Genomic DNA, 22,082 nt, shown 5'->3' on the forward strand with positions numbered 1-22,082 from the left:
CGTGTGCAAACAAAAAAATAATAAGGACCAAAGTTTATCTATTTTATAGATAAACTTTGGTCCTTTCATTACATTATACAGATTTAAAATAAACTCGTATATTGATGAGATAATTATCCATCAATCGGCCATCATTTACTGACTAGATCTGTTTAATCTCGATATAAGGTCCTTTAATGTTTAATTTGTTAATATCATTAGAGATATTGCCTACAGTTGATTTTTCATTAAAAGTATAGACCTTTTCACCATTTACAAAGATACCCCAATCTTTATCTTCGTAACTGATACCATAACCAGCATTGCTAGATGTAGCTTTAAGTTGATTTCCATTCATTGAAAGAGATAATTTCCCTTTTCCTTTGTTAAGTTTATCATTCACGCTGTTGATACTATTCATTTGTTCTTCAAGGGCTTTTTGGTTATCAAGAGTAACTTGATGGTTTTTCCAGTCTAATTTATAGTGGTTCGTAAAGAATTCATTATATGTATCTTTATTATTTGTTCCCCACCATTTTGAACTTACCCATTCGATATTGTACTGATCTGAAATTCTACGATTTGTTATTTTTAAATCTGATGTAGTTTCTGTTTTATCAGCAGTAATAACCGCTACTACGTTTGGAGAAAAACCATATCCTGTTAAAGCTGGTACTGTATCTTTTGAAACAAAATTATTCGTTCCTTCATTATAACTACGTGATTTCATAAATAGTTGATTACCATAGAAAGTATTGAATGAATCACGATTATAAATTCCCCACTCTGGGAAGTTAAATGATTGGAATCCTACTTTCCAATTTAATTTTTTATCTGTGTGAGTCTCTAATACCGTTTTATAATCTACTTGATCATAAGATACACTTTCTTTCCAAGCAAAGCTACCTGTGATACTTGCATCGGCATTTGGCCCTTTATCATTTACTCCTACTTTAACACTTCCACCAAGTGTATACCCTACCTCCGAAGTGACCTTTGCTGAAGTCATTGTATTAACTGGGGCAGCTTTATGGAATTGAGCACTATCACCACTTGTTATTTCTGCTTCAGTATGATAGGCTGATGGCCATTTTAAACCTGCGTTATAGTATCCGCTATTAATTGTATATTTAGCATCTATATTACTACCATCAGTGGTAACAATTGCAATCTTTTTATCTGCGTAAGGATCCTCAATAAAAGAAACCTTTATTGAATTTTTGATATTTTGCTTCATGTCATAAGTAGTTTTAAAACTATTATAGACCTTCCCACCATTTTGAAGATTTTCTACAGTTCCTTTAGAATCTGCAAATGCAGATGTTGCTTGTAAACCAAATGATCCAGACATAATAACGGACGCTACCGCAACGCATTTAGCTATTTCTTTTGCTTTTTTCATACAGACAGCCACTCCTTCTTAAACATTTAAAAGATATAAATATATTATTTCTAGTTCACAAAAATAGAGATATATTCATAGCCATACAATATAGAAATTCATTAACTTTTATGACACTAACTAAAAACACATATTTCACTAATCTTCCTCTCACTATTATTGATAACTATTATCAACATTATTAAAACATAAAATAACGATTTAAACAACAATTTTAAATACAAATTTAAAATTGTTGTTTAAAAAATTTTAAAAAAATTATAGAATTCTTCATTTCGAGAATTACTATATTTTCAATTACTTATTACAGCCTATATTCAGATACATTATTTCCTTTCCATTCATAATAATCTAAAATTCCTTCATAAATGGCTTCTGCTGCAATTTGTCTGCCATTTTCCGTAGATAATTTACTGTAATCAATACCATTATCTATAAATGCCAGTTCCGTCAACACAGCTGGCATGTCATTTTCCCTTATAACATGAAGGTCTCCATGTTTAACTCCTCTGTCTCGTGTTTGAAGTGCCTCTACTAAACGTGTTTGAATTTTTTCCGCTAAAACACGACTTTCTTCCACATGAGGATTTGTTTTTTCAGATTTAGAAGATTTATAGTAATATGTTTCTGTCCCTTTTGCATTACCATTAAAAGCATTTGCATGTACGCTTATAAAGATATCACCCCGATTTTTCTTAGCAAATTTAACACGTTCCTGTAAAGAACTTTTTTGATCATGTCCTGGTCTATTATCAGATTGACGAGTTAATAAAACTGTAAATGGTGTATGCTTTTCAAGTAATTGTTGTAGACGTAAAGAAGTGTCTAGTACAATCTTACTTTCAGGTAATCCCTTTGTGGATTTCCCAGGATCTTCGCCACCATGTCCAGGATCAATAATAATTGTTTTACTTTCTAATGGGTTTTTTTGACGATGTTGCATCATATCTGTTTTTGCAGTAAGTTGAGCAGCTTCAGCACGTGTTATAAATCTATTTGGTTGCCAACCGTTCTCAGTACCATTGGAAATTTTCAAACCGATTAAAATATTGGCATATTTTTCTCCCCAATGCCCTTTTAAATCTTCAAATTTAACCTGCTCATTATGATTTGGTGTGCTTTGTAGTTTATATGCATTTACTAGCATCGTAGCCATAGCAGCGCGAGTTACTTTTCCGGATGGATTGAAGATTCCATTACCCTCACCTTTAACAATACCAGCTTTTTCAGCAGCAGCAATATACGGAGTCGCCCAGTGGTTTTGTGAATCTGTAAATGATGGTTTTGCATTAGAGTCAATTTGTAGACCTAAAACTTTTGTCATAATTTTTGTAGCCGAAGCTCTGTCTAATGAGTCATTTGAACCGAAAGTTCCGTCTGGATAGCCATTCAATACCTGTTTATCAACTAAATAATTAACGGATTTGTCCGCCCATGCAGGAACATCTGGGAACTTATGAGTATTTGCAAATGTATTAGATGAGTAGGATAATAGACTTCCAGCAAGAATTCCTGTAGCAATTAATTTGTATTTCAAAATGTAACACCTCTATCAAGTTATTACAATTTGGTAAATATATCATTTATAATTAATCTTTAAATAATACGACCTTGAATAAAGAATAGATTAAATTGTTCGTATTACTATATAGCAGATAACGAATTTAAAATAGAACTATTACTCCAAAATAATCCTCGGACACACACTTATAGATAGAGATTATTAAATATACTCACCAACATTGTGTAACCAGTATAGTTACTTATACATACGAGTGTCAATTAAAATAACCTTACACTTTTGTAAGATAACCACCTTAATAGTAAACCAAGTAATTATTAAATAACATAAACAGTTACTTGATATAATAAAATAGCAGTCTTAAATTTTGAGCAAAGACTAATTATTTTGATAGGAGAATAACTTATAACAACCACATTTTTAACAATGCTTTTGAATCCCACTTTACTCTATAATTCTCTGTTATATCCCAACGTGAATGCTCCTATAATATAGTCAATTGCTGCAATGAATACTACAACTTATAATATTGTATTCCCTCAAAAAACATCTCTAGAAGTCACCGAAAGTGGCCTTTATTAATACACCCACACAATCCATCTTTTCACTCCCTTAGGACATCCTCAAATTTTACAAGGAACGAAAAAAGAATAGGGATACCTTCCCTCCTCACCAATGAAATTAAAAAACACCTTAATTTATATCCCCTACCTTTTACAATCTCACTTCTATTGCTAGCCAGTTTAATTCTTCAATTCTATTTTCATATATTCTTCTAAGGTCTGCTTTTGTTTATATAGTTCTTAACAGAAAGAATGTATATCCTTCTATTTGTTTGACATCATTAAGATGCTCACAAATAGAAATAAATTCTATTCCTATATATAGATAAACAATCTAAAAATTTATATAATAAGATTAGAAGTGTAGCATATTATTATTGAAGGGTCTTGGTATAATGCTAGGCATTAATGTAAAAAAAACAAATGAAGAATTAATTATTTCATGGCAATTGGCGGAGATTACAATTCCATTACGTGATGTGATTGAGGTTACCGAAGATGCTACCTATGCTGGTGTTGAAGAAGTAGATGTAATACGTATTGGAACATCTTATGGGACAACAGACCGTATTTTAATTAAAACAGTAAAACAAAATTATGTATTGTTTACTACAAATAAAGTTGCTATTTTAAATGCCATTCACACTTAAATATAGGAGTCTTCTTGGCTAAAATGATAAAAATAAGCACATCTTGTTATAAAAACAGATGTGCTTATTTTTTAATTTCTATGCATTTTTACGTTTTAAGAAAATCACTCCACCAACAATTAACAGTAATGCTCCTGCAGCCATAGAGATCCAACTTGTAAGATTAGTACCTGTTTGCGGTAACCATCCAATTTTAGATTGAATTTCTTTCTTAAGTTGTGGTTGTTCTTTTACTTGCTCGTTAGGTTGCTCTGGTGTTGGCGTATTTTTACCTGAATTTGGCTGTTCTGGTTTTGGTTGTTCCGATTTTCCCTCTTTAAATTTCACTGTTTGTCCCTTATCTTCAATTTCAGCGTGAATAGCTACTAATATATTATCTTGATACAGTTCTTCAAATACTACTACTTCTTTACCTTGTAATGCAGAAGCATTGAAAGTGAAGTCTAATGTGATAGAACCATTCTTCTCTTTAGCAGTAAACTTAGATTCTACTGTTACTTCTTTACCATCAACTAATAATGGCTTGTTTGTTGCTTTATCCATTAGTTTGCCTTTTACAACGTACTCTTTACCCACGATTAAGTCTTTGTATTCCACTTTATCTTGGATTGTTACAGATTTAGAAGCGTCTAACTCTTTAGAACCATCAGCTTTGTTTGTTGCTGTCGTTTTTACTGATGGCTTAACGAACTTAACTGTTTGACCTTTATCATTGATATCAGCATGTGTCGTAACAACTTTTCCGTCTTTCAATAACTCTTCGAATACTACTACTTCTTTTTCTTCTAAACCAGTTGCATCAAAAGTGAAATCTAGTGTAATAGAACCATTTGCTTCTTTTGGTGTAAACTTCGTTTCAGCAGTTACTTCTTTACCATTTACAACTAATGGTTTATTAGTCTCTTTATTCATTAATTTACCTTTTAAAGTATACTCTTTGCCTACTTGTAGGTCTTTGTATTCCACTTTATCTTGGATTGTTACAGACTTAGACGTGTGCATTTCTTTTGTACCATCTGTTTTATCAGTAGCTTTTGTTTCTATTGAAGGAATCTTTTCATCTTTGACAATGTGTTTAATGATTTGACCATTCTCTTTAATTTCAAAAGAGAACGTTTCTTCATTTAATACATAACCTTTTGGTGCAACAGTTTCTTTATATGTGTATTTTCCAAATGGTAACTTTTCAAATTTAGCGATTCCTTTATCGTCTGTTTTTCCTTTTACTACTTCTTTTCCTGCTTCGTTATAAATCGTAAATTCTGCATTTGGAAGCTTGTTATTTCCATCAGCTACATCTACCTTTGTAATTTCTAGATCACCTTTGATAAGATGATTAACTGCCAATAGCTCAATAATCTTTCCATGTTCCTTTATTTCGAACACAATCGGTTCTTTAACAAGAACGTAACCATTTGGAGAAACCTTTTCTACAAATGAATATTTACCATACGCTAAATCTTTGACGTTAATCTCACCATTTTTATCTGTCTTATATTCCCCAACTACTTTTCCACTTGCATCTTTTAGCTCGAATGCTGCACCTTCTAATTTTTTACTAATATCTTCATTATCTACTTTTAGTAATTTTACACTACCTTTCACTTCGGTATTTTCCACTGTAAAAGTAAGTGTTTTATTGTGCTCTTTAATTTCAAAAGGATACTTTGTCTTATTTCCAATATATCCATTAGGTGTTTTTGTCTCTAAGAAATAATATTTACCATACGTAAGACCTTCAACGTTTGCAATTCCATTTTCTTTTGTTACTACTTTTTTCACTTCTTTTCCATCTTCAGTGAAGACTGTGAATTCAACATTTGGTAAAATCTTTCCTGAATCACTAAGCTTTTTAATTTCGATGTTACCTTTTACTTTGTTATTTACTATTTGGACAGCTCCTGTTTCCCCTGTCTTAACTTCAATAGTTTGTGGTTTATCATCTGAAACATAGCCTGTTGGTGCTTTAATTTCTTTTAATGTGTAAGTACCAATTGGTAAGTTGTTTAATTCTGCCATACCATCAGCACCAGTCGTGATTTTTCCGACTGATTCATTATTTGCATTAAAGACCTCAAATACTGCACCAGCTAAAACTTCTCCATTTTCTCCAACCTTTTTAATTTTTAAAGAACCAGCTGCTTCCCAATTTACTGCAAGATCACTACTAAGCTTTTCTTCATTTCTCTCTAATAGTACTGTAGCATTCTGAACAGTATCCGTACCACGATAAGCAATTGCTTGAACTTTAGTTAAATTAGCAGCAACACTTAAATTAAATTCACCCGTTTTTGTATTCTTAGGAATTTGGATACGAAATTTTTCTCCAACTGAAAGCTGATCTTTCACTTCTCCATTTTCACTAACAATTCTAACTCCATTAGGTGCATTTTTCGCTACTACCTTATAAGAACCACTCTTAGCATTTGTTTGTACTGAATATAGATTTGTTTCGAAGAATTCACCCTTTAATTCTGCTTTTTGCTTTTCAGCAGGAATCACATTCATAAAAACATCTTGAGTCTCTTCACTATTGTTAGCATTACTAATAATAGCCTTAGCTGCTTTTTCAACATTTTTATTCTCATGTTTTAATTCATTTACATCGAGTTGACCTAATGCATTCCAAACCGCAAGTTGCGTTGCATAATGCGCTTCATTTTTATTAGCTACTCCCAGCTGTTCAGCACTTTTTTGCGGGAAACCATTTAATAAGACTCTATATACTACATTATCTGTTTTCCCCATTTCAGGAAGATCTTCACCATTTGGTGATTTTAATCCAAGGGTTAAGCAATAAGCAATTTGACCACTTGAATTTTTAATCATTTCAGTGCGAATGTACTTACCTAGACTATTACTATAACTCCAGTCCATTGAATATTTCTCATGCGTCATAACCTCTGCACTAGCCCTAGGTAAAAATACATTAAGGAATAATGCCAGTACTGATAATAATGTAAAAACTCTTATAATGACTCTCTTACCCAATTTTGTAACCTCCCTAGAATAAATTAATCCGAGTATATATCGCAATATCTAAAACATTCACGATCGACCCAATTATCATTATAAAACAATAAATTACAAATATTAAATAATTTTAATAAAATAGTCAAAAAATTTACACATTTTATTATTTATCAAGTTTTTTAACGAATTTACTATATACAAATTCTAAAACACGCCTACAATTTAAAAGACAAATTTGTATGTTAAATATATAAATAGCAATTCCTTTACTCCAGTTATTAAGCTTTCCCCTATTTAAAATAGCCTTTTCATTTTTTTGTTAACCTGAGTAATTTATACACCTCTTTTAATCTATTACACTCCTCCATTTAAATATAAAGGTGACTTCTCGTTCAAAGAATAAAATGAAACTTTAATCTGCCCGATTCCCACCTAACTTCTTTGCTTTCATTGAATTTTTGGGCGGGAGTCTTACTGCCCAAAAATAACGGGATATATTATGCAATATTGCATTTGATAATCATTTTAATTGTAACTATAATGATTACAGGATTACTATTAATCTAATATTCTACATGGAGGTTTTATTATGTTTAAAAAAATTATTGTATCTTCTATGGCGCTTACTATGTTCGGTGGAGCTGCAACTATGCTAGAGGCACCTACTGCTCAAGCAGCTTCTTATAACTCAACGTCATCCTCTTACTTTGATGTCACTCCTGAAGAGGCCGTGGCTTTCTATCAATCTCAAGACTATAAAAAATTAAAAGTATTTTTGGATGACTTTGAAGCTAGAAACCCTTATACTCCAGGTGGAGGCTACGCTCAAGGGAGTGTACGTATGCAAAAATTCAACGATGCTCTTAGAGATGCCAAATTAACAAATGTCTACCAAGAATTTATTAGAATCTCATACTACAATCATTATCCAGAACCAAAATAATAACAACGGATTAAATGTTTATTATTTCTATAACTTAGCCTAATTTTAAATGTATAACCTAAAAATAATTACTAAAAACCACTCATATAAGGGTGGTTTTTCTATTTCCCCATATAATTTAGCGGAATGTTCCATCATCTTTATTTTACTATCTTTTATAGTAGACATTCTCTCGTTGACACAATCTAGTAGGTTAGCAATGGGAATATCAAAATATATTTATAATTATTTTCTGTTTAATAGCAAAAAACGAACACCCTCTCAATTAGATAAGGTGCTCGTTTTTATTTTTATCGGTAATTCTCAATTCAATTTAGCTTCTTTCCGATAAGTAAAGATTAAATTAACTTAAAAGCATAGCGTTTTAAATTTAATTCATAGATCTTACTGAAACTTGGAATTGCCCCTTAGAACCATCATCATTTGAAACGTAAATTTTATATGTTCCATTCGGTAATGAAGATAAAGCATTCCGTACATTTGTAACATTAATTTGTTGTTCTCCAGGTTTTATATAACCACCAACAATTAGCTCTGTATTTGGACCTTTTACACTATATCCCATTGTATTTTGACCATTATTTTTCATAGAGAAGCTTAAGTCAGCACTCCCATCATATACGAAAGAAGTTACAGCTTCGCCACTATAATCCATTGTTTGGGTTAATAATAAGTCTGCAGAAACATGTTCAACTACATGAATTGGATCGTTCGTTTTGTGTACTTCTTCAGCATAAGTATTATTCCCTAACACACCAAGTGTTAATGCTGAAACTACTCCACAACTAAGCACTAGTTTATTTAACTTCATTTTAAGTTCCCCCTTGATGTTTGTATTCTATTACCATCATACATCCTTTTTTAAGTGCGCTTTTATGTAATAATTCATATCTATAAACCTATATATTTTAACTTTACGCCTTAATAGTTATTGAGAAAGCCACATAGATAAAGCTACAATATTACACTTCATAAAAAACATGTAAATTTTAAAATCTTTTTCTAACAAAGTTTTCTACGAGTAAGTACCAAAATACTCAAATAAATAGCATTTCTATTTCAGATAAAATGTACTAATAAAATTTTTCTAAAATTTCACTTTGTAATTTGATATATTCCATGTTAATATAACGAAGGCTACAAAACAGGAGTCACCACGCATATCATTTTCACAGAATATTCATACTTAAAAAGACTTATTTTATCAGTAACTCAATCCAAATTTCACCTATACAAAAGTTAGTTTATAATTTCATATATACATAAATTTAAATAGATTTTTTATCTATTATTTTTTCTATTTTCCTTATCAATTTTAATACGAGTAATATAACAGCACTTTTCAAGTACCCTTCCTTTTTTAGATAAAAAGTCTACTAATACTAAACATCTATGTCCAACTCATACATAATTCTACTTACAAACTATCGGAGATGCAAAACTATGGGAATTTCTACTCTTTTATTAAATACCTTTATTATAATAATTTGTATCCTTAGCTATCACGTATTTTGGCTAGAGTTTAAAGAAAAAATAACATGTAATAATATGTTATTTTCTATCCTTTCCTCCATTGCTATTATTTTTTGTATGACTTTTCCTTTTCATTTACATGTGGGATTTATTTATGATTTACGTTTTATTCCTATAATATTAGTTTTTCTATATGGAAATACAAAAAACATTGTTTTTATAGGAATTTTATATCTTTCTTACCGGTTTTACTTAGGCGGAAATGGCGTTCTTCCATCATTTATTATCTTTACTATCATTTCTGTTATAACAATGCTCTTTCGTTACTTATTACCTATGTATTTTAAAGAAAAAAAGATATTATTAAGCTTACTTCTTATTTTAGTATGTACAGCTTCCCTTTCTATTTGCGGTATTGTAACTCAAATAAATACAGGAGGTAAAATAGACTCTACTCTCATAGAATTTTTATTAAATTATATAATCATTAATATTTTCACAGTATTATTATCAGTTTATTTTATAGAGGAAATGATTGAGAAATATAAAATGAAAGAAAAACTGCAACGGGCTGAAAAATTTTATATAGCTAGCGAACTAGCAGCGTCAATTGCACACGAAATCCACAATCCACTAACCACGGTACATGGATTCACTCAATTATTAAATGAAAAACATGCCTCTAAGCTATCTCAGGATCAATACTTAGAAATCATGTTAATTGAAATGCAGCAAATACAATCTACTATTAATAACTATTTATCTTTAACCAAACCACAGAATACCCTAAAAGAAAAAATAGATATTAATCACATTTTAAATCAGGTGAAAGATACTATTTCACCACTCGCTCTATCATACAAAGTTGAAATCAAACAAAATAGTACAGATTCCTTTTATATAAATGGGGCCCCCGAAAAATTCAAACTCTGTCTAAACAACATCATCCAAAACGGAATTGAGGCTATGAAAAATGGTGGATTATTACAAATAAATATACAAAAAGTAAAAGGAAATATCATAATTGATATTATTGATTCAGGAATTGGGATGTCATCTCAACAAATAAAACGAATTGCTTTGCCATTCTATTCAACAACAGAAAAAGGAACTGGGCTTGGTACTATGATTGCTTATAGTATTATTAGAGAATTAAACGGAGATATAGAAATAGAGAGTGAATTAGGTAAAGGGACACGCTTTTCTATTAGTATCCCTTGCTAATGTGATAACAATTTTCTGTTTAGTTAATTACATAAATGAATTTTAAGAATCACGCTAGCTAGCTTACTTATTAATTATCTTAAATTCATATGCGTTAATTAAATATAATAAGGATCAGAGCTTATCTATTGTTACAGATACACTCTGATCCTTTAGTTTAACTATATTAAACGCACTTAATATTTATAACTTTTCTTACATCGTGATGAAATACTAGTTCATCGATTTTATCTCATTTACTGATTAGATTTGTTTAATGTAAATATAATATCTCGCGACACTTAATTTGTTATTATCACTAGTGACATTTCCTGCAGTTGTTTTTTCATTAAAGTACAGACCTTTTTCCATTCATCGAAAAAGACAACTCCCCTTCTACTACTTCACTTCTACCGTATAATTCCCTGTCCCCCCGCCATACTGATACACATGTAAATAATACTTCCCTGGATACGTGTAGTAGCTACCTACTAATTTATTCCCTTGTTGCTGAGCATACGTAACATAATTATTTAAATCTGCTTCAGAATAAAGTACCCAGTTCATTCCAATATTATTTTCATTCGTTACGTTAATTTGAAGGTTTTTAGCAGTCTCCACATTAATTTCAAAGAAATCACTTGTATCGCCATTTCCTAAACTAGCACGTAAAACTTGATTTAACTGCAATTTGTTTGCTGTTTGGAATGAGTTATTCGGTTCTTTTTCTACACTGTTATCTTCTTTCTTTTGAACAGTTACAGTCGCTGTAGCAGTATTAGTTGCTCCTTTATCGTCTGTTACTGTTAATTTAGCCGTATATGCTCCTTCTTTTGTATATACGTGAGTTGGATTTTGCTCATTACTTACTGCTCCATCACCAAACTCCCATTTATATGAAATAATTTTCCCATCTTCATCTTTTGATCCGTTGCTTGTAAATAAAATTGCTTCATTTACATTTCCACTATACGGACCGTTTATAACCGCAACTGGTGCTTTATTCTCTGCCCCTTCTTCCGTATTAATACCATGGAACACAACATCATATTCAAATTGTCCTGATGCATTCACGCGATAATTTACGAAGTATGCTGTTACTGTTTTATAGCCTGTCCATTCCTTTGCACTTAAACGTTTTAACGTATCATTAACGTTTTGTGTAATTGTTTTCCAATCTTCATATTCTCCTTTTGCTGCAGTTCCTGTATATGTTCCTTGTAGTGTGAATGTATTAAAGAACTGTGATTTATTTTTCTTCACTGATACATTTTTCAATTTTGCTTCCGCTGTTATTTCTGCTGCAATATCTGAAACTGGCTTCGATGCATGATTCGCTAAATAATCGTCTGATACTAATGGCACATTATATTTCTCACGATTATCAACTAGCATTTGCATATAGTCTTGATATTCTTTATTTAAATTCGCATCTTTACTTAATGTAGAGCGATATGCATCATATGCTGTTACATCATTTTTCCTAATAAGATCATGTATTTTATCAAACATATCATATCTCTTATTGTACATATACGATTGTAAAGCAAAGGAATAATTATAGAAATCCCACGTTCCATACTTTGCATTTAACGTTCGCTCTGCCGTATAACGCTCTGCTGGGTTTGAAGATAACCCTCCTATAATACTCTTTCTCGGTACAACATTATCCGTTCTCGTTGCCCCTGCAAAAAATTCAGCATTTCCTTCTTCAAACCAAGATAATCTTTCATTTTCATATATTTTTCCTTGTCCCCATAACCCTGGTACTTCATATCTACCTTGTAAATAATGCGTGAACTCGTGCCGGAATAATTCTTCTAAACTATAAATACTTTCTTCTGGTGTACGCTCATAAGTAAAGAACGTACCTGTTCCTTCTATATAAAGACCACCGTTATTCGTTTCATATCCGTACAATTGACGATTAAATTGATATTCCGCTGGGCTATTATAAATAACCATCGTTAATACATCATCAGGATTTCCTTTTTCTAAAGGTTGATCACTTTCAACCGTACGATGGAATTGTGCCTTCACTTCTTTTGCCGCCCAATATAAACGTTTTACTTTTTCTTCTGTCACTTTATCTCCAGCTTTTAAAACAATTGCCCCATCATCAAACGTATACGTTTTTGGCAAATATTTTTTCTTTCCATCTTCTCTTATTTGATCTAAATTCACCACTTTACCATTTGCATCTTTTCCGCCATAATTCGTTGCAATTTGCTCAGCAGCTACGAAATATTGCTCCCCTAAATATGGATATATTTTCATCGCATCTGTTACAACTTGTAACCCTTTCGTTCCTGTACTATGGAACGTACCGAGTCTACCTGTATAATAAATGCCATTATTAATAAGCCAACCGGTTTTTGCTGTAATCGTTCCCATTAATGCAAAACGACTTAATTCATTAATATAACTATCTATTTTCTGATACCATACTGTATCTTTCGGTGCTTTCCTCGTATCGTACAAATACGATTGAATATCGTAATCAACACCTTGCATAATATCGTAAATAGCATTTCCAGCTGAAAGATTATCTACTAATGTAGAGAAATTATCATTATATTGTTTAAAAATCTTTGCAGCTGATGTTATCGTTTCCACATCACTCGAAGCGTTTCCTATTAACTTTCCGTATGATGATACCACTCTATTTTGCTCTAATGTACCCAGCTTGAAATTTGAATTGTTAGCTATCGCTTTTAATGCAGGTAAGCATTTATCATGATAACTCCGTTCATTTAATTTACTAAGTTCCGAATTATAAAATCCTAAATAAAATCCTGAACGTAATACCTCCACTAATGTCTCAATCCCTTTTGAATCATCCTTCGTATAGGCTTGTCCTTGCTGCTTCAATTTATCAATAATCGCCTGCATCCTACTATCATTTTGATAGAATGCTAGACTGTCTGTATTAAACTGAAATAGCCCCGTAATTTGCTCCCAATCAATTGTTACAAGTAAATCTACTAACTGCTGATTGCTTAATTGATTTAATTCAGCAATTGTATAAGTTTTCGCTACAGCTAATTGCTTACTTTCTTTTTTCACCTCAGGTGGTCTTTGTGATAAATCGGCAAATTGTAGCCTTTTCTCAAAAGACTTGCTTTCGAGCACTTTCGATGAATGAGCTAATTCTTGTACTGGTAGTTGTACACCGACTGGCTCCATTTTGAGCACATTTCGATAAGAAACTTGCTCTCCCTTAGTATCTTCTGCCAAACTTCCCCCTTGAAAACTCCCTAACATTAAACTAGCAAAACTTACCCCTACTAACATTTTCTTTGAATAGCCTTTCATGCTCTCCCCTACCTTACATTTTTAGTGTCCCGCTCCATTATTTTACTATTTTTACTTTTTGTCCTGTATTGAGAAAAAATAAGGTAACGTTCACACATGTATCCATTCCATGTAAAATTAACGCTTGACTTTCCGTGCATTTTATATCAAAAAAAGATAGATAATAGCAAAATTTCTGCTACATCTATCCTCGTTTTCAACACTATGATTTTAACTTTATAAACGTAACTTCCGGTAATGTTTGCATATGCTGAATAAACTCATTCTTTTCTTCTGACGATATATTTTTCAGTTGCATTCCTACCTTATAAACAGTTTCTGTACCTTGCTGTGAAGCTTCCACCTCATATGAGAGTATTGGGATGCCTTTCACTTGTAGTGTTTCTAATATTTGTTGTATCGCTTCATGTTTATTTACAAACATTTGCACTGTTATATTTTGTGGAAATAAAAATTGCACCTTAAAAATACGACTTACAATTTCTAAACCAATTAAAACGAGAATCGTCGCTCCAATGCCTACTACATACATTCCCGCTCCAATTGCTAATCCTATACCGGCAGTAGCCCATAAACCAGCCGCGGTCGTTAATCCTTTCACCGCCTGCTTTTGAATAATAATTGTGCCTGCACCTAAAAAACCAACTCCACTAACGACTTGTGCTGCAATACGACTTGGGTCTAGAGACATATGCTCTTCAAACACAATATCTGAAAAGGCATATTTCGAAACAACCATTATTAACGCACTTCCTACCGCTACGAGGAAATGAGTCTTTAATCCAGCTTCTTTCGATCGAATTTCTCTTTCAATACCAATCATTGCTCCTAACAAGCCAGCAACACCGATTCGTATAATAAAATCAAAATCTACACTCACGGGCACTTCCCCCTTTCATTCATTATAGATAGATAAAACAAAAAATATCACAAACATCCATTTATCAACATGAAGGAATACCACTAAAATACACTTAATACTCCGGTCGTTTTATGTTAATATTTAAAATATTAACATAAAATAAATAACTTCTAATTTTAAACCTTCACTAATTTTCTAAAAAATAAAAGGTGAATTACATGAAATTAGGTTGAGAAACTTCAGAAAACGCTTTCATTTTGTATCATAATTTTTTATAAATACTACATAAACAAAGGAGCTTACTAACAATGAACGTCTCGTTACTTACACCTACTACTGATTTACAAGAAGAATACTTAGATTTCTATAACGAATGGAAAGATAGCGGTGAAACAATGATCCCGTGGGTTATCTCAAAAAATCCTGCTAACTTCCCAGCTATGGTTCAAGAACTTCTCGATGCGCATAACGGAATAAATATCCCTGAAACTTGGGTACCAGATTCTACATATTGGCTCGTTACAAATAATAATAGAATTGTCGGAGCTGTTAATATACGTCATAGTTTAACTGAACATCTATTTAACGCTGGCGGTCATATCGGTTATGGCATTCGCCCTTCTGAAAGAAGAAAAGGTTATGCTACGAAATTACTAGCATTATCATTAGAAAAAACGAAGGAATTAGACATCACGAAAGTACTTGTCGTTTGCGACGCAGTGAATACCGCTTCTGAAAAAACGATTTTACATAACGGCGGGCTTCGTGATCATGATTTCACTGAGGAAGATGGGAATGTAGTAAGAAGATATTGGATTGAGCTATGAATGATCACAAATAAGCGAGAAAGTGATTATACACTTTCTCGCTTATTTTACACTGCTTCTATTTCAAATTGCACTGTAATACCACTTGGATCTACCACCACAAACCCATTTGTAGTTTCATTTATTTCATGTTGTTTTTCTATTAATCTTTCTTTCACTTCATCTAACGCCTCTTTATACGGTAGTACAATCGTATACACCTTTAGCCCAGTTGCATGTACTGGTGGGTGTGGATTGTTTACTCCGTTCCACGTATTTGCACCAATATGGTGATGATATCCCCCTGCTGAAATAAATAAGCAATCCTCTTCACGCTGTTGTACTTCAAAACCTACTGTTTCCACATAAAATTCATGTGATTTCTCTACATCAGCTATTCGTAAATGTACGTGCCCAACGACAGTATTAGCAGGCAAACCATCAAACTCATAATCAACAAGTGTTGCCAATTCTTTTAAATCAAGTGGTGTACTTCCTCCTGGCCCTTCTCCCCATTGATCACGCGGACGGTCTGCATAAATTTCAATACCATTCCCCTCTAAATCTTGCAAATAAAAAGCTTCGCTATATGTATGATCACTTGCACTATTAAACCTTGAAATTGGTAAAATTTCATTTGAATATGTATAACGCCCTTCTTGCTCATCCGGGCTGTCAATTACATTTTTATTACGAAGAACCCCAAATAGCGCAGAAGCAAAAGCTTCACGAGTCGGAACTAAAAAGGCTACATGATATATACCAGTCGTACGCGGTTCTTGCAGTACCCCGTCCTCTAACCTTTCAAGAACAAGTAACGCGTTCTTTCCACCTTTTCCAGATAAATATGCTTTATTCCCCTCTTGCTTAATTACCTCTAATCCTACAACATTCTCATAAAAAGCAATTTGACGCTCTAAATCTTTCACTTTAAATTCAACATGACCAATACGTGTTTTCGGATGAATTTTTACCATGAATAACTTCATCTCCTTATCCCTATATTTTCCCATTACATATAACCGTTACTATGAAGGATACAACTAAAATCATCCTATGTAAATAAGAAAAGTCAGAATTCACATGCATTTTTATTTTCATAATAAAAATGCCACCTTTTCTAACTTTTAGAAAAGGCGGCATTTTAACTCTTATCTCATTTTATGTACTTCAGCAACTAGCTTTCCACCCTGAATGCCCATATAAAGCTTCACAGGTGCATCATTCGTATTTTCAAATACTAAATCTAAATATGGATATGCAATTGTAGCATCTCTTCCTTGTGGAACATAACCTACCGTTTTAGAATGTGTAGTTCTCTCCACCATTTTCAGGCCAGCTTGATCTGCTGCATTGTATAAAGTTGAAGATGTTTGACAAACACCACCGCCATATCCATCTACTAATTTACCATCAACTATTTCTTTCCCTAATTGATATCCTTTATCTGGTGTTGTATCACCGATTAATGAATTAAAAGAGAAACGGTCTCCTTTTGCTAACACAACTCCATTTATGCTCGCTGCTGACAAACGAATATTCTCAATACGGCCACCTGTTGAACCACCTAAGTTCGTTTCATATCTACCAATTACCGTACCATTTCCTTGCGCATCACTTAATGTTGCGACTGGTTTTTTCTCCACAATCGGCAACTGATACGTAGCATCCCACATACCAACATTTAACAATTTATCTACTAATTCTTTTTCCATTAATTCATAAGAAGGTTTTCCTTCTTGCCAACTTCCATCAGGTGCTATACGTGAAGGAACCATTTTTTTGTCGACGCTTTTTCCAACCTCACCAACAACCTTTGTTACAGACTTTTTAAATTTCGCTTCATCTTCAAAATAGCCTAAACTAGATAAATCTAATTTTTTCACTTCAGTACCAGTTCGACCATCAACTAAACTAATAGTATCCTGCACTTCTGCTTTAGCCTCTACAGTATGCCCACCAATATCACTTACCAATGCAACATCACTTACTTTTGCACCACAGCCACTCATTATAGCTACACATAACACCCCAACCAATATACCCTTTACTTTACGGAACAATATACTCTCTCCCTTTCCCCAACATCACTATTATGTATTTATTTCATTTTTATGTATGTTTTGTTACAATCATTTTACAATATGTTTATAAAATGTTACAAGTTATTTTTCACTCTATATAAATTACTCTTTTCTTTTATAAATGTCTATACATATTTACATAAAAGTTTGAGTTTGATAGAATTGTAACTTTTATGTAAACTCTCTCTTTTATCCAGTATATACCATTAAGCAAAAGAAATACAAATCAAAAACCCTCAAGCTATTTTTTATAAAGTGAAACTGTAATCAGTGGGGGTTTTACGGGCATCCCGACCTTCTTTGTTTCTGCTGAATTTTGACATGGGGGTCTTATTGCCCAGCAAATAGCGGGATAAAGAGAAATCCCGTCAACATAAATAGGTATTTGCCGTGCCACCACTCCGCTTTTGCACATACATTATGGTGAATTCAACCTATTTTAAAGAAATGGAGGATGTTATTATGTATCCCTACAATCCATATGATCCATATAATCAATATGCGTACCAACAACCACAGTATGACTTACAAACACAATATCAATCTTATATAGATCAAGCAGAGCACACGAATCCATATGACCAAAATAGACAATTCCAACTTCCAATCTCTTTTCCTGGCACTGGAAATCGTCAATTAGAAAGACGCGTAAATGAGCTTGAACAAAGAGTTCGTCAACTAGAAAATACAGTTGAGCGCCATACACGTAGACTAAACCGCTTAAACCAACGTTTACGCACAGTAGAAAACAGACTAAACATTCCATTCGCAGCATTAGAAGACGGATTTTAATCGAGAAAATAAAGATTATATAAAGGAAGGGGCTTCCCCTTCCTTATATAAATTGACGAAAGTTTTTTCCATCTCTATACTGATAAGAGTTAATGAAATGAAACAAGGTGATAAATATGGATTTTGAAATAAATTATCTTTCCTTTTATGTTGTACAAGTAGAAGGAAAAGGTGAAGCAGTTGATAAACGCTACAAACATTTTCAAACTTTAGACGCTGAAGAATATGAAGATAGTTCCTTAAAAGAATTTTTGAATGGTGAGTTATTAAAAATATCGAAGCGAAAAGTAGAACGTCATGCAAAAACAGAACAAGCCCCAACAAAAATTGGTCGCTTTATTGTAGAAGAAGGGCACGAACTTGATTCAAACCCTCATTACAACCTTTTTAATCGTATTCGCTTTGCAGAAACAAAAGAAAACTTTAAAGATATGAGCGAACCTCTCGTTTATACATATCTTGACACAAGCGCTGTACGTGGTGGTGTATTTTTAATTGCTCAGGCAAAACTACGCAAATACTTTGATGATCCATTCGTATTCGTAATGAAATGCGACTTTGAACCAAAGGTTGCTTCTATTTCTGATGAATCAACACTGATTCGTAACGTTGAAATGGCCATCACAACAAAGAATATGAAATCTATCCAATATCCGTACATGCCTGAAGAAGGTATGGTTGAAGTAGGCGAACTAAAAATACACCAAGCATCACATGCCCGCTACTTTGAAGACTTCTTAAAATTCGTCGAATACGAACGCTCTATGCCTGAAATTATGAAAACACAAGTAATGGACATGGTATACGACCAAATTGAAGATGTATTTGAAGAAGGTACGGAAGAACGCGAACAATTCGACCAAGCGATGGAAGTATGGGCTGCCAGTCCGAAACGCGAAATTATGGAACAATTTTCAACCGAAGAAGTAATGGAAGCAACTGCTCAAATCGTCGAGCATGCTCCTGAAGTCGAATTAAAACTAAAAGCAGATCATATCTCTGTGAAGGCCCTGCTTGCTGATTTCGGGGATCAAATACATATTGCGAAGGTAAATGATCGATATGTACTTATGATTGAAGCAGACACACTTACATTTGAAAAAGGCTTCTCTCCTATTGAGTTTCTGAAGCCAGATGAGCTGCAAGATGTGATTGAGCGGATTGAGAATAAGCAGCAGTATTCGTTTGATCCGAGCGGTATTGAATAAAGTGAAACTTTAATCAGTGGGGTTTTGTTCATCCCCCACTAATTATTAACCCTCACCAATCGGGCTTTTACGGGATAAATACTTCCATATAACTGTTGTTACTGGGCGCTTTTAATAAGCGCTCTTTTGTTTATATTAAAAACCGATTCTACTAAGAATCGATTTTTCTGCTTTATAATAAAACATGTTTATTTTCAAATTTTTTTGATGCAAGATGACATTTGTTGCAGAATCAAATACATCCCTTCCTTGTTATACAAGCTTATTTCCATTAGAAATATCTACTTCAATATTTCTAGTTGACCAAGTCCTTCTATAAGTTGTTAAGATGCAAATTTCACTTTACTACCTCAAATTTATTGTACTCGTAAAAAGATAATTGAAAACGATATTCCGGATGTTCTCTCACCCAATCGTAGGCTTCTTCTAAAATTTCCATTTTGTTTTGCAAGTCATTAAGTTCACTACATTCGTCCCTTTTCTGTTTGCACAGAGGGCAGAATCCATCCACTATTTCCGCACTCGTCGCCCTAATAGTTTTACTTTCTAAATCAACTACTAGACGAAGAATAACAGAATGCTCTTCTTTTGTAGTCACCTTCATTTCAGCAATCCGATCCTCATTCCAAAAGACACCGTTTAATTCCATCTTTACTGTGACATCTTTAATATCCAAGTCTACCACTATCACACCTCCCTTGTACAAAACTCAATCTTACTCTTCTATTTTAAACTTTAATACACCACAACTTAAAGAGATATTAAGTTTTTTCCAATTCTTCTTTACTATGAAAGAAAGTGTAGTTAATGCTAATTGTGTGGTAAATATTATCCCAAAAACTAAAACAGTTAAAATGTTAAAGATTGTTTCCATTAAACTACACTCTTTTCTTTATATATATTTTTATTTTATTAATACGGTTTAAAACGCTTATTACGTCTTAACAATCCCAAAACAATTATAATGCACAATCACAACAACAAATTGATGCCTATTTAATATCAATACGCTGTTATTACATGTATGTAGTTAGAGGTGGAGGATAAATTCATTTAACCTCTGTATTCTCCTCCATCTCAGCCAAATACCTAATCTGCCGTTCCGCTTTTCTCACTGCTGTACGAAAATGTTTTTTCAGGAGTTCTACTGTATTTTCACTTATATAATATCTTTCCGTTATACTTTCCCACGTGTCACCACTTTCAAATGTACTCCATTCAAAAGGGCGTTCTGTATTTTTCTTTAGTTCTTTAAACACCCATTTTCGCATCTTTTTTTTCGCTTTTTCTGTTAGTTTTCCGTTTTTTACAAGTTCAAGTTCACCATGTCTTTTGTATCGCTTATTAATATCTCTCTCGCTATATACTTTAAGAAGTATATTTGCTGTATTTTCAGCATCTGCTAAAGCACGGTGCTGTTTTCCTTCCCACGTTAAAGCGAGCTGTTCTACCGCAAATTGTAAACTTGGCGTATGTTCAAACAATTCCTCATATGCTTGGAAAACAAATTTTTGCAAATCAATTCTATTTTCTTTTTCTATACTTGGGCATTCAACACCATATAATGTACAATCATGAGATAGAAAGCGATAATCTTCTTTTCCCCATGAAACAAATATAGAACCTTCGCCGATGAACTGAATAAATTTCTCTATAATTTGAGGGAATTTTTCTACACCCATTAAATCTTTTTTCGTAATACCGGTTAATTTTGTTGTATGACGAGTTAATCGTGCACTTGGTTTTACTAACTCCGAAAATTCTTCAATTATCTTCATTGTACCTATTTCTATTTTTACAGCTCCGATATCAACTATTTCTGATGGATCTTCTGATTTATACGGTCTGAAATTCCTTTCAATATCAAACACAATGAAATGTGTAGCGTTTTTCAATTTATTTACCTCTTTCTAAATTCCTTTTCACACAAACACTTTATTTTCAGTATTTATTTATTCATGTACTTTATACAAAAATACTCCGAATAAATGAATGAAAATTCAGTCTTGTTATGATATGTAAGTAGGAGGACATCTATAAAAATGCAAAAAAAAAGAAGGGCGAGCCCTTCTTTTTTCAAAAATTACTTCTTGTTTACGTTAGTAGCTTGAGGTCCACGGTTACCTTGTTCTACTTCGAAAGTAACTTCTTGACCTTCTTCTAAAGTTTTGAAGCCTTCGCCTTGGATAGCTGAGAAATGAACGAATACGTCTTCTCCGCCTTCAACTTCGATGAAACCGAAACCTTTTTCTGAGTTAAACCATTTTACTTTACCGTTTTGCATGAAAAAAATCCTCCTACAATGTA

The 22,082-nt window shown here is 32.8% G+C and carries 17 protein-coding genes; 6 read left to right on the forward strand and 11 right to left on the reverse strand.

Going from position 1 to position 22,082, the window contains the following annotated elements; all coding sequences use genetic code 11:
• Positions 1-142: 142 nt before the first annotated feature.
• Positions 143-1,381: a hemolysin II HlyII gene (gene hlyII, locus ACTFRU_RS05805; protein ID WP_016123131.1), complete on the reverse strand. Its 1,239-nt coding sequence runs from the start codon at positions 1,379-1,381 to the stop codon at positions 143-145.
• Positions 1,382-1,685: 304 nt separating this feature from the next.
• Positions 1,686-2,918, reverse strand: coding sequence for an N-acetylmuramoyl-L-alanine amidase (locus ACTFRU_RS05810; protein ID WP_000875660.1), 1,233 nt, complete (start codon positions 2,916-2,918; stop codon positions 1,686-1,688).
• A 943-nt stretch (positions 2,919-3,861) separates the two neighbouring features.
• Here ACTFRU_RS05810 and ACTFRU_RS05815 point away from each other — a divergent pair.
• The gene (locus tag ACTFRU_RS05815; RefSeq protein WP_440037537.1) at positions 3,862-4,116 is read left to right on the forward strand and encodes a SunI/YnzG family protein; all 255 of its coding nucleotides are present in this window, start codon (positions 3,862-3,864) and stop codon (positions 4,114-4,116) included.
• Positions 4,117-4,194: 78 nt separating this feature from the next.
• Here the strand turns inward: ACTFRU_RS05815 and ACTFRU_RS05820 are convergent, their stop codons facing one another.
• Positions 4,195-7,107, reverse strand: coding sequence for a SpaA isopeptide-forming pilin-related protein (locus tag ACTFRU_RS05820; protein WP_440037538.1), 2,913 nt, complete (start codon positions 7,105-7,107; stop codon positions 4,195-4,197).
• Positions 7,108-7,678: 571 nt separating this feature from the next.
• Between ACTFRU_RS05820 and ACTFRU_RS05825 the strand changes: the two genes are divergently transcribed.
• The gene (locus ACTFRU_RS05825) at positions 7,679-8,032 is read left to right on the forward strand and encodes a hypothetical protein (RefSeq protein WP_000473483.1); all 354 of its coding nucleotides are present in this window, start codon (positions 7,679-7,681) and stop codon (positions 8,030-8,032) included.
• A gap of 370 nt (positions 8,033-8,402) precedes the next feature.
• Here the strand turns inward: ACTFRU_RS05825 and ACTFRU_RS05830 are convergent, their stop codons facing one another.
• Positions 8,403-8,843, reverse strand: a complete 441-nt coding sequence (locus ACTFRU_RS05830) for a hypothetical protein (RefSeq protein ID WP_000773519.1) — start codon at positions 8,841-8,843, stop codon at positions 8,403-8,405.
• 632 nt (positions 8,844-9,475) lie between these two features.
• Between ACTFRU_RS05830 and ACTFRU_RS05835 the strand changes: the two genes are divergently transcribed.
• Positions 9,476-10,729: an ATP-binding protein gene (locus ACTFRU_RS05835; protein ID WP_440037539.1), complete on the forward strand. Its 1,254-nt coding sequence runs from the start codon at positions 9,476-9,478 to the stop codon at positions 10,727-10,729.
• 378 nt (positions 10,730-11,107) lie between these two features.
• On the opposite strand, the gene colA is transcribed toward ACTFRU_RS05835, so the two are convergent.
• On the reverse strand, positions 11,108-14,023 hold the full coding sequence (colA, locus tag ACTFRU_RS05840) for a collagenase ColA (protein WP_025708938.1): 2,916 nt from the start codon (positions 14,021-14,023) through the stop codon (positions 11,108-11,110).
• A gap of 202 nt (positions 14,024-14,225) precedes the next feature.
• The gene (locus tag ACTFRU_RS05845) at positions 14,226-14,903 is read right to left on the reverse strand and encodes an MgtC/SapB family protein (protein WP_000109719.1); all 678 of its coding nucleotides are present in this window, start codon (positions 14,901-14,903) and stop codon (positions 14,226-14,228) included.
• Between the two features lie 290 nt (positions 14,904-15,193).
• Here ACTFRU_RS05845 and ACTFRU_RS05850 point away from each other — a divergent pair, with 290 nt between their 5' ends.
• The gene (locus ACTFRU_RS05850) at positions 15,194-15,712 is read left to right on the forward strand and encodes a GNAT family N-acetyltransferase (protein WP_001103123.1); all 519 of its coding nucleotides are present in this window, start codon (positions 15,194-15,196) and stop codon (positions 15,710-15,712) included.
• 47 nt (positions 15,713-15,759) lie between these two features.
• Here ACTFRU_RS05850 and ACTFRU_RS05855 read toward each other — a convergent pair whose 3' ends face one another.
• Positions 15,760-16,704, reverse strand: coding sequence for a VOC family protein (locus ACTFRU_RS05855; RefSeq protein ID WP_002024552.1), 945 nt, complete (start codon positions 16,702-16,704; stop codon positions 15,760-15,762).
• 138 nt (positions 16,705-16,842) lie between these two features.
• A complete protein-coding gene (locus tag ACTFRU_RS05860; protein WP_000488973.1) occupies positions 16,843-17,754 on the reverse strand; it encodes a VanW family protein in 912 nt (303 codons plus the stop codon).
• A gap of 483 nt (positions 17,755-18,237) precedes the next feature.
• Here ACTFRU_RS05860 and ACTFRU_RS05865 point away from each other — a divergent pair, with 483 nt between their 5' ends.
• Entirely contained in the window at positions 18,238-18,567 is a 330-nt protein-coding gene (locus ACTFRU_RS05865) for a hypothetical protein (RefSeq protein WP_000283715.1), read from the forward strand.
• Positions 18,568-18,683: 116 nt separating this feature from the next.
• Positions 18,684-19,775, forward strand: coding sequence for a DUF3900 domain-containing protein (locus ACTFRU_RS05870; RefSeq protein ID WP_000345046.1), 1,092 nt, complete (start codon positions 18,684-18,686; stop codon positions 19,773-19,775).
• Positions 19,776-20,112: 337 nt separating this feature from the next.
• On the opposite strand, the gene ACTFRU_RS05875 is transcribed toward ACTFRU_RS05870, so the two are convergent.
• From ACTFRU_RS05875 to cspB, 3 genes are all read right to left on the reverse strand, one after another.
• Positions 20,113-20,460 (reverse strand): hypothetical protein, encoded by a 348-nt coding sequence (locus tag ACTFRU_RS05875; protein WP_025708941.1) that lies wholly within the window; start codon positions 20,458-20,460, stop codon positions 20,113-20,115.
• 364 nt (positions 20,461-20,824) lie between these two features.
• Complete coding sequence (locus ACTFRU_RS05880; RefSeq protein WP_000786417.1) at positions 20,825-21,670, reverse strand: exonuclease; 846 nt, start codon at positions 21,668-21,670, stop codon at positions 20,825-20,827.
• 188 nt (positions 21,671-21,858) lie between these two features.
• Positions 21,859-22,059: a cold shock-like protein CspB gene (gene cspB, locus ACTFRU_RS05885; RefSeq protein ID WP_001179150.1), complete on the reverse strand. Its 201-nt coding sequence runs from the start codon at positions 22,057-22,059 to the stop codon at positions 21,859-21,861.
• Positions 22,060-22,082: the final 23 nt, after the last annotated feature.

Origin of the sequence: Bacillus cereus group sp. MYBK220-1, from assembly GCF_051916445.1 — a bacterium.
Taxonomy (GTDB): Bacteria; Bacillota; Bacilli; order Bacillales; family Bacillaceae_G; genus Bacillus_A; species Bacillus_A cereus.

Excerpts from the sequence above, each read along its gene's own strand:
- hlyII (WP_016123131.1), bottom strand. The coding sequence starts at position 1,381 with ATGAAAAAAGCAAAAGAAATAGCTAAATGCGTTGCGGTAGCGTCCGTT.
- ACTFRU_RS05815 (WP_440037537.1), top strand. The coding sequence starts at position 3,862 with ATGCTAGGCATTAATGTAAAAAAAACAAATGAAGAATTAATTATTTCA.
- ACTFRU_RS05825 (WP_000473483.1), top strand. The coding sequence starts at position 7,679 with ATGTTTAAAAAAATTATTGTATCTTCTATGGCGCTTACTATGTTCGGT.
- ACTFRU_RS05830 (WP_000773519.1), bottom strand. The coding sequence starts at position 8,843 with ATGAAGTTAAATAAACTAGTGCTTAGTTGTGGAGTAGTTTCAGCATTA.
- ACTFRU_RS05835 (WP_440037539.1), top strand. The coding sequence starts at position 9,476 with ATGGGAATTTCTACTCTTTTATTAAATACCTTTATTATAATAATTTGT.
- colA (WP_025708938.1), bottom strand. The coding sequence starts at position 14,023 with ATGAAAGGCTATTCAAAGAAAATGTTAGTAGGGGTAAGTTTTGCTAGT.
- ACTFRU_RS05850 (WP_001103123.1), top strand. The coding sequence starts at position 15,194 with ATGAACGTCTCGTTACTTACACCTACTACTGATTTACAAGAAGAATAC.
- ACTFRU_RS05855 (WP_002024552.1), bottom strand. The coding sequence starts at position 16,704 with ATGGGAAAATATAGGGATAAGGAGATGAAGTTATTCATGGTAAAAATT.
- ACTFRU_RS05865 (WP_000283715.1), top strand. The coding sequence starts at position 18,238 with ATGTATCCCTACAATCCATATGATCCATATAATCAATATGCGTACCAA.
- ACTFRU_RS05870 (WP_000345046.1), top strand. The coding sequence starts at position 18,684 with ATGGATTTTGAAATAAATTATCTTTCCTTTTATGTTGTACAAGTAGAA.
- cspB (WP_001179150.1), bottom strand. The coding sequence starts at position 22,059 with ATGCAAAACGGTAAAGTAAAATGGTTTAACTCAGAAAAAGGTTTCGGT.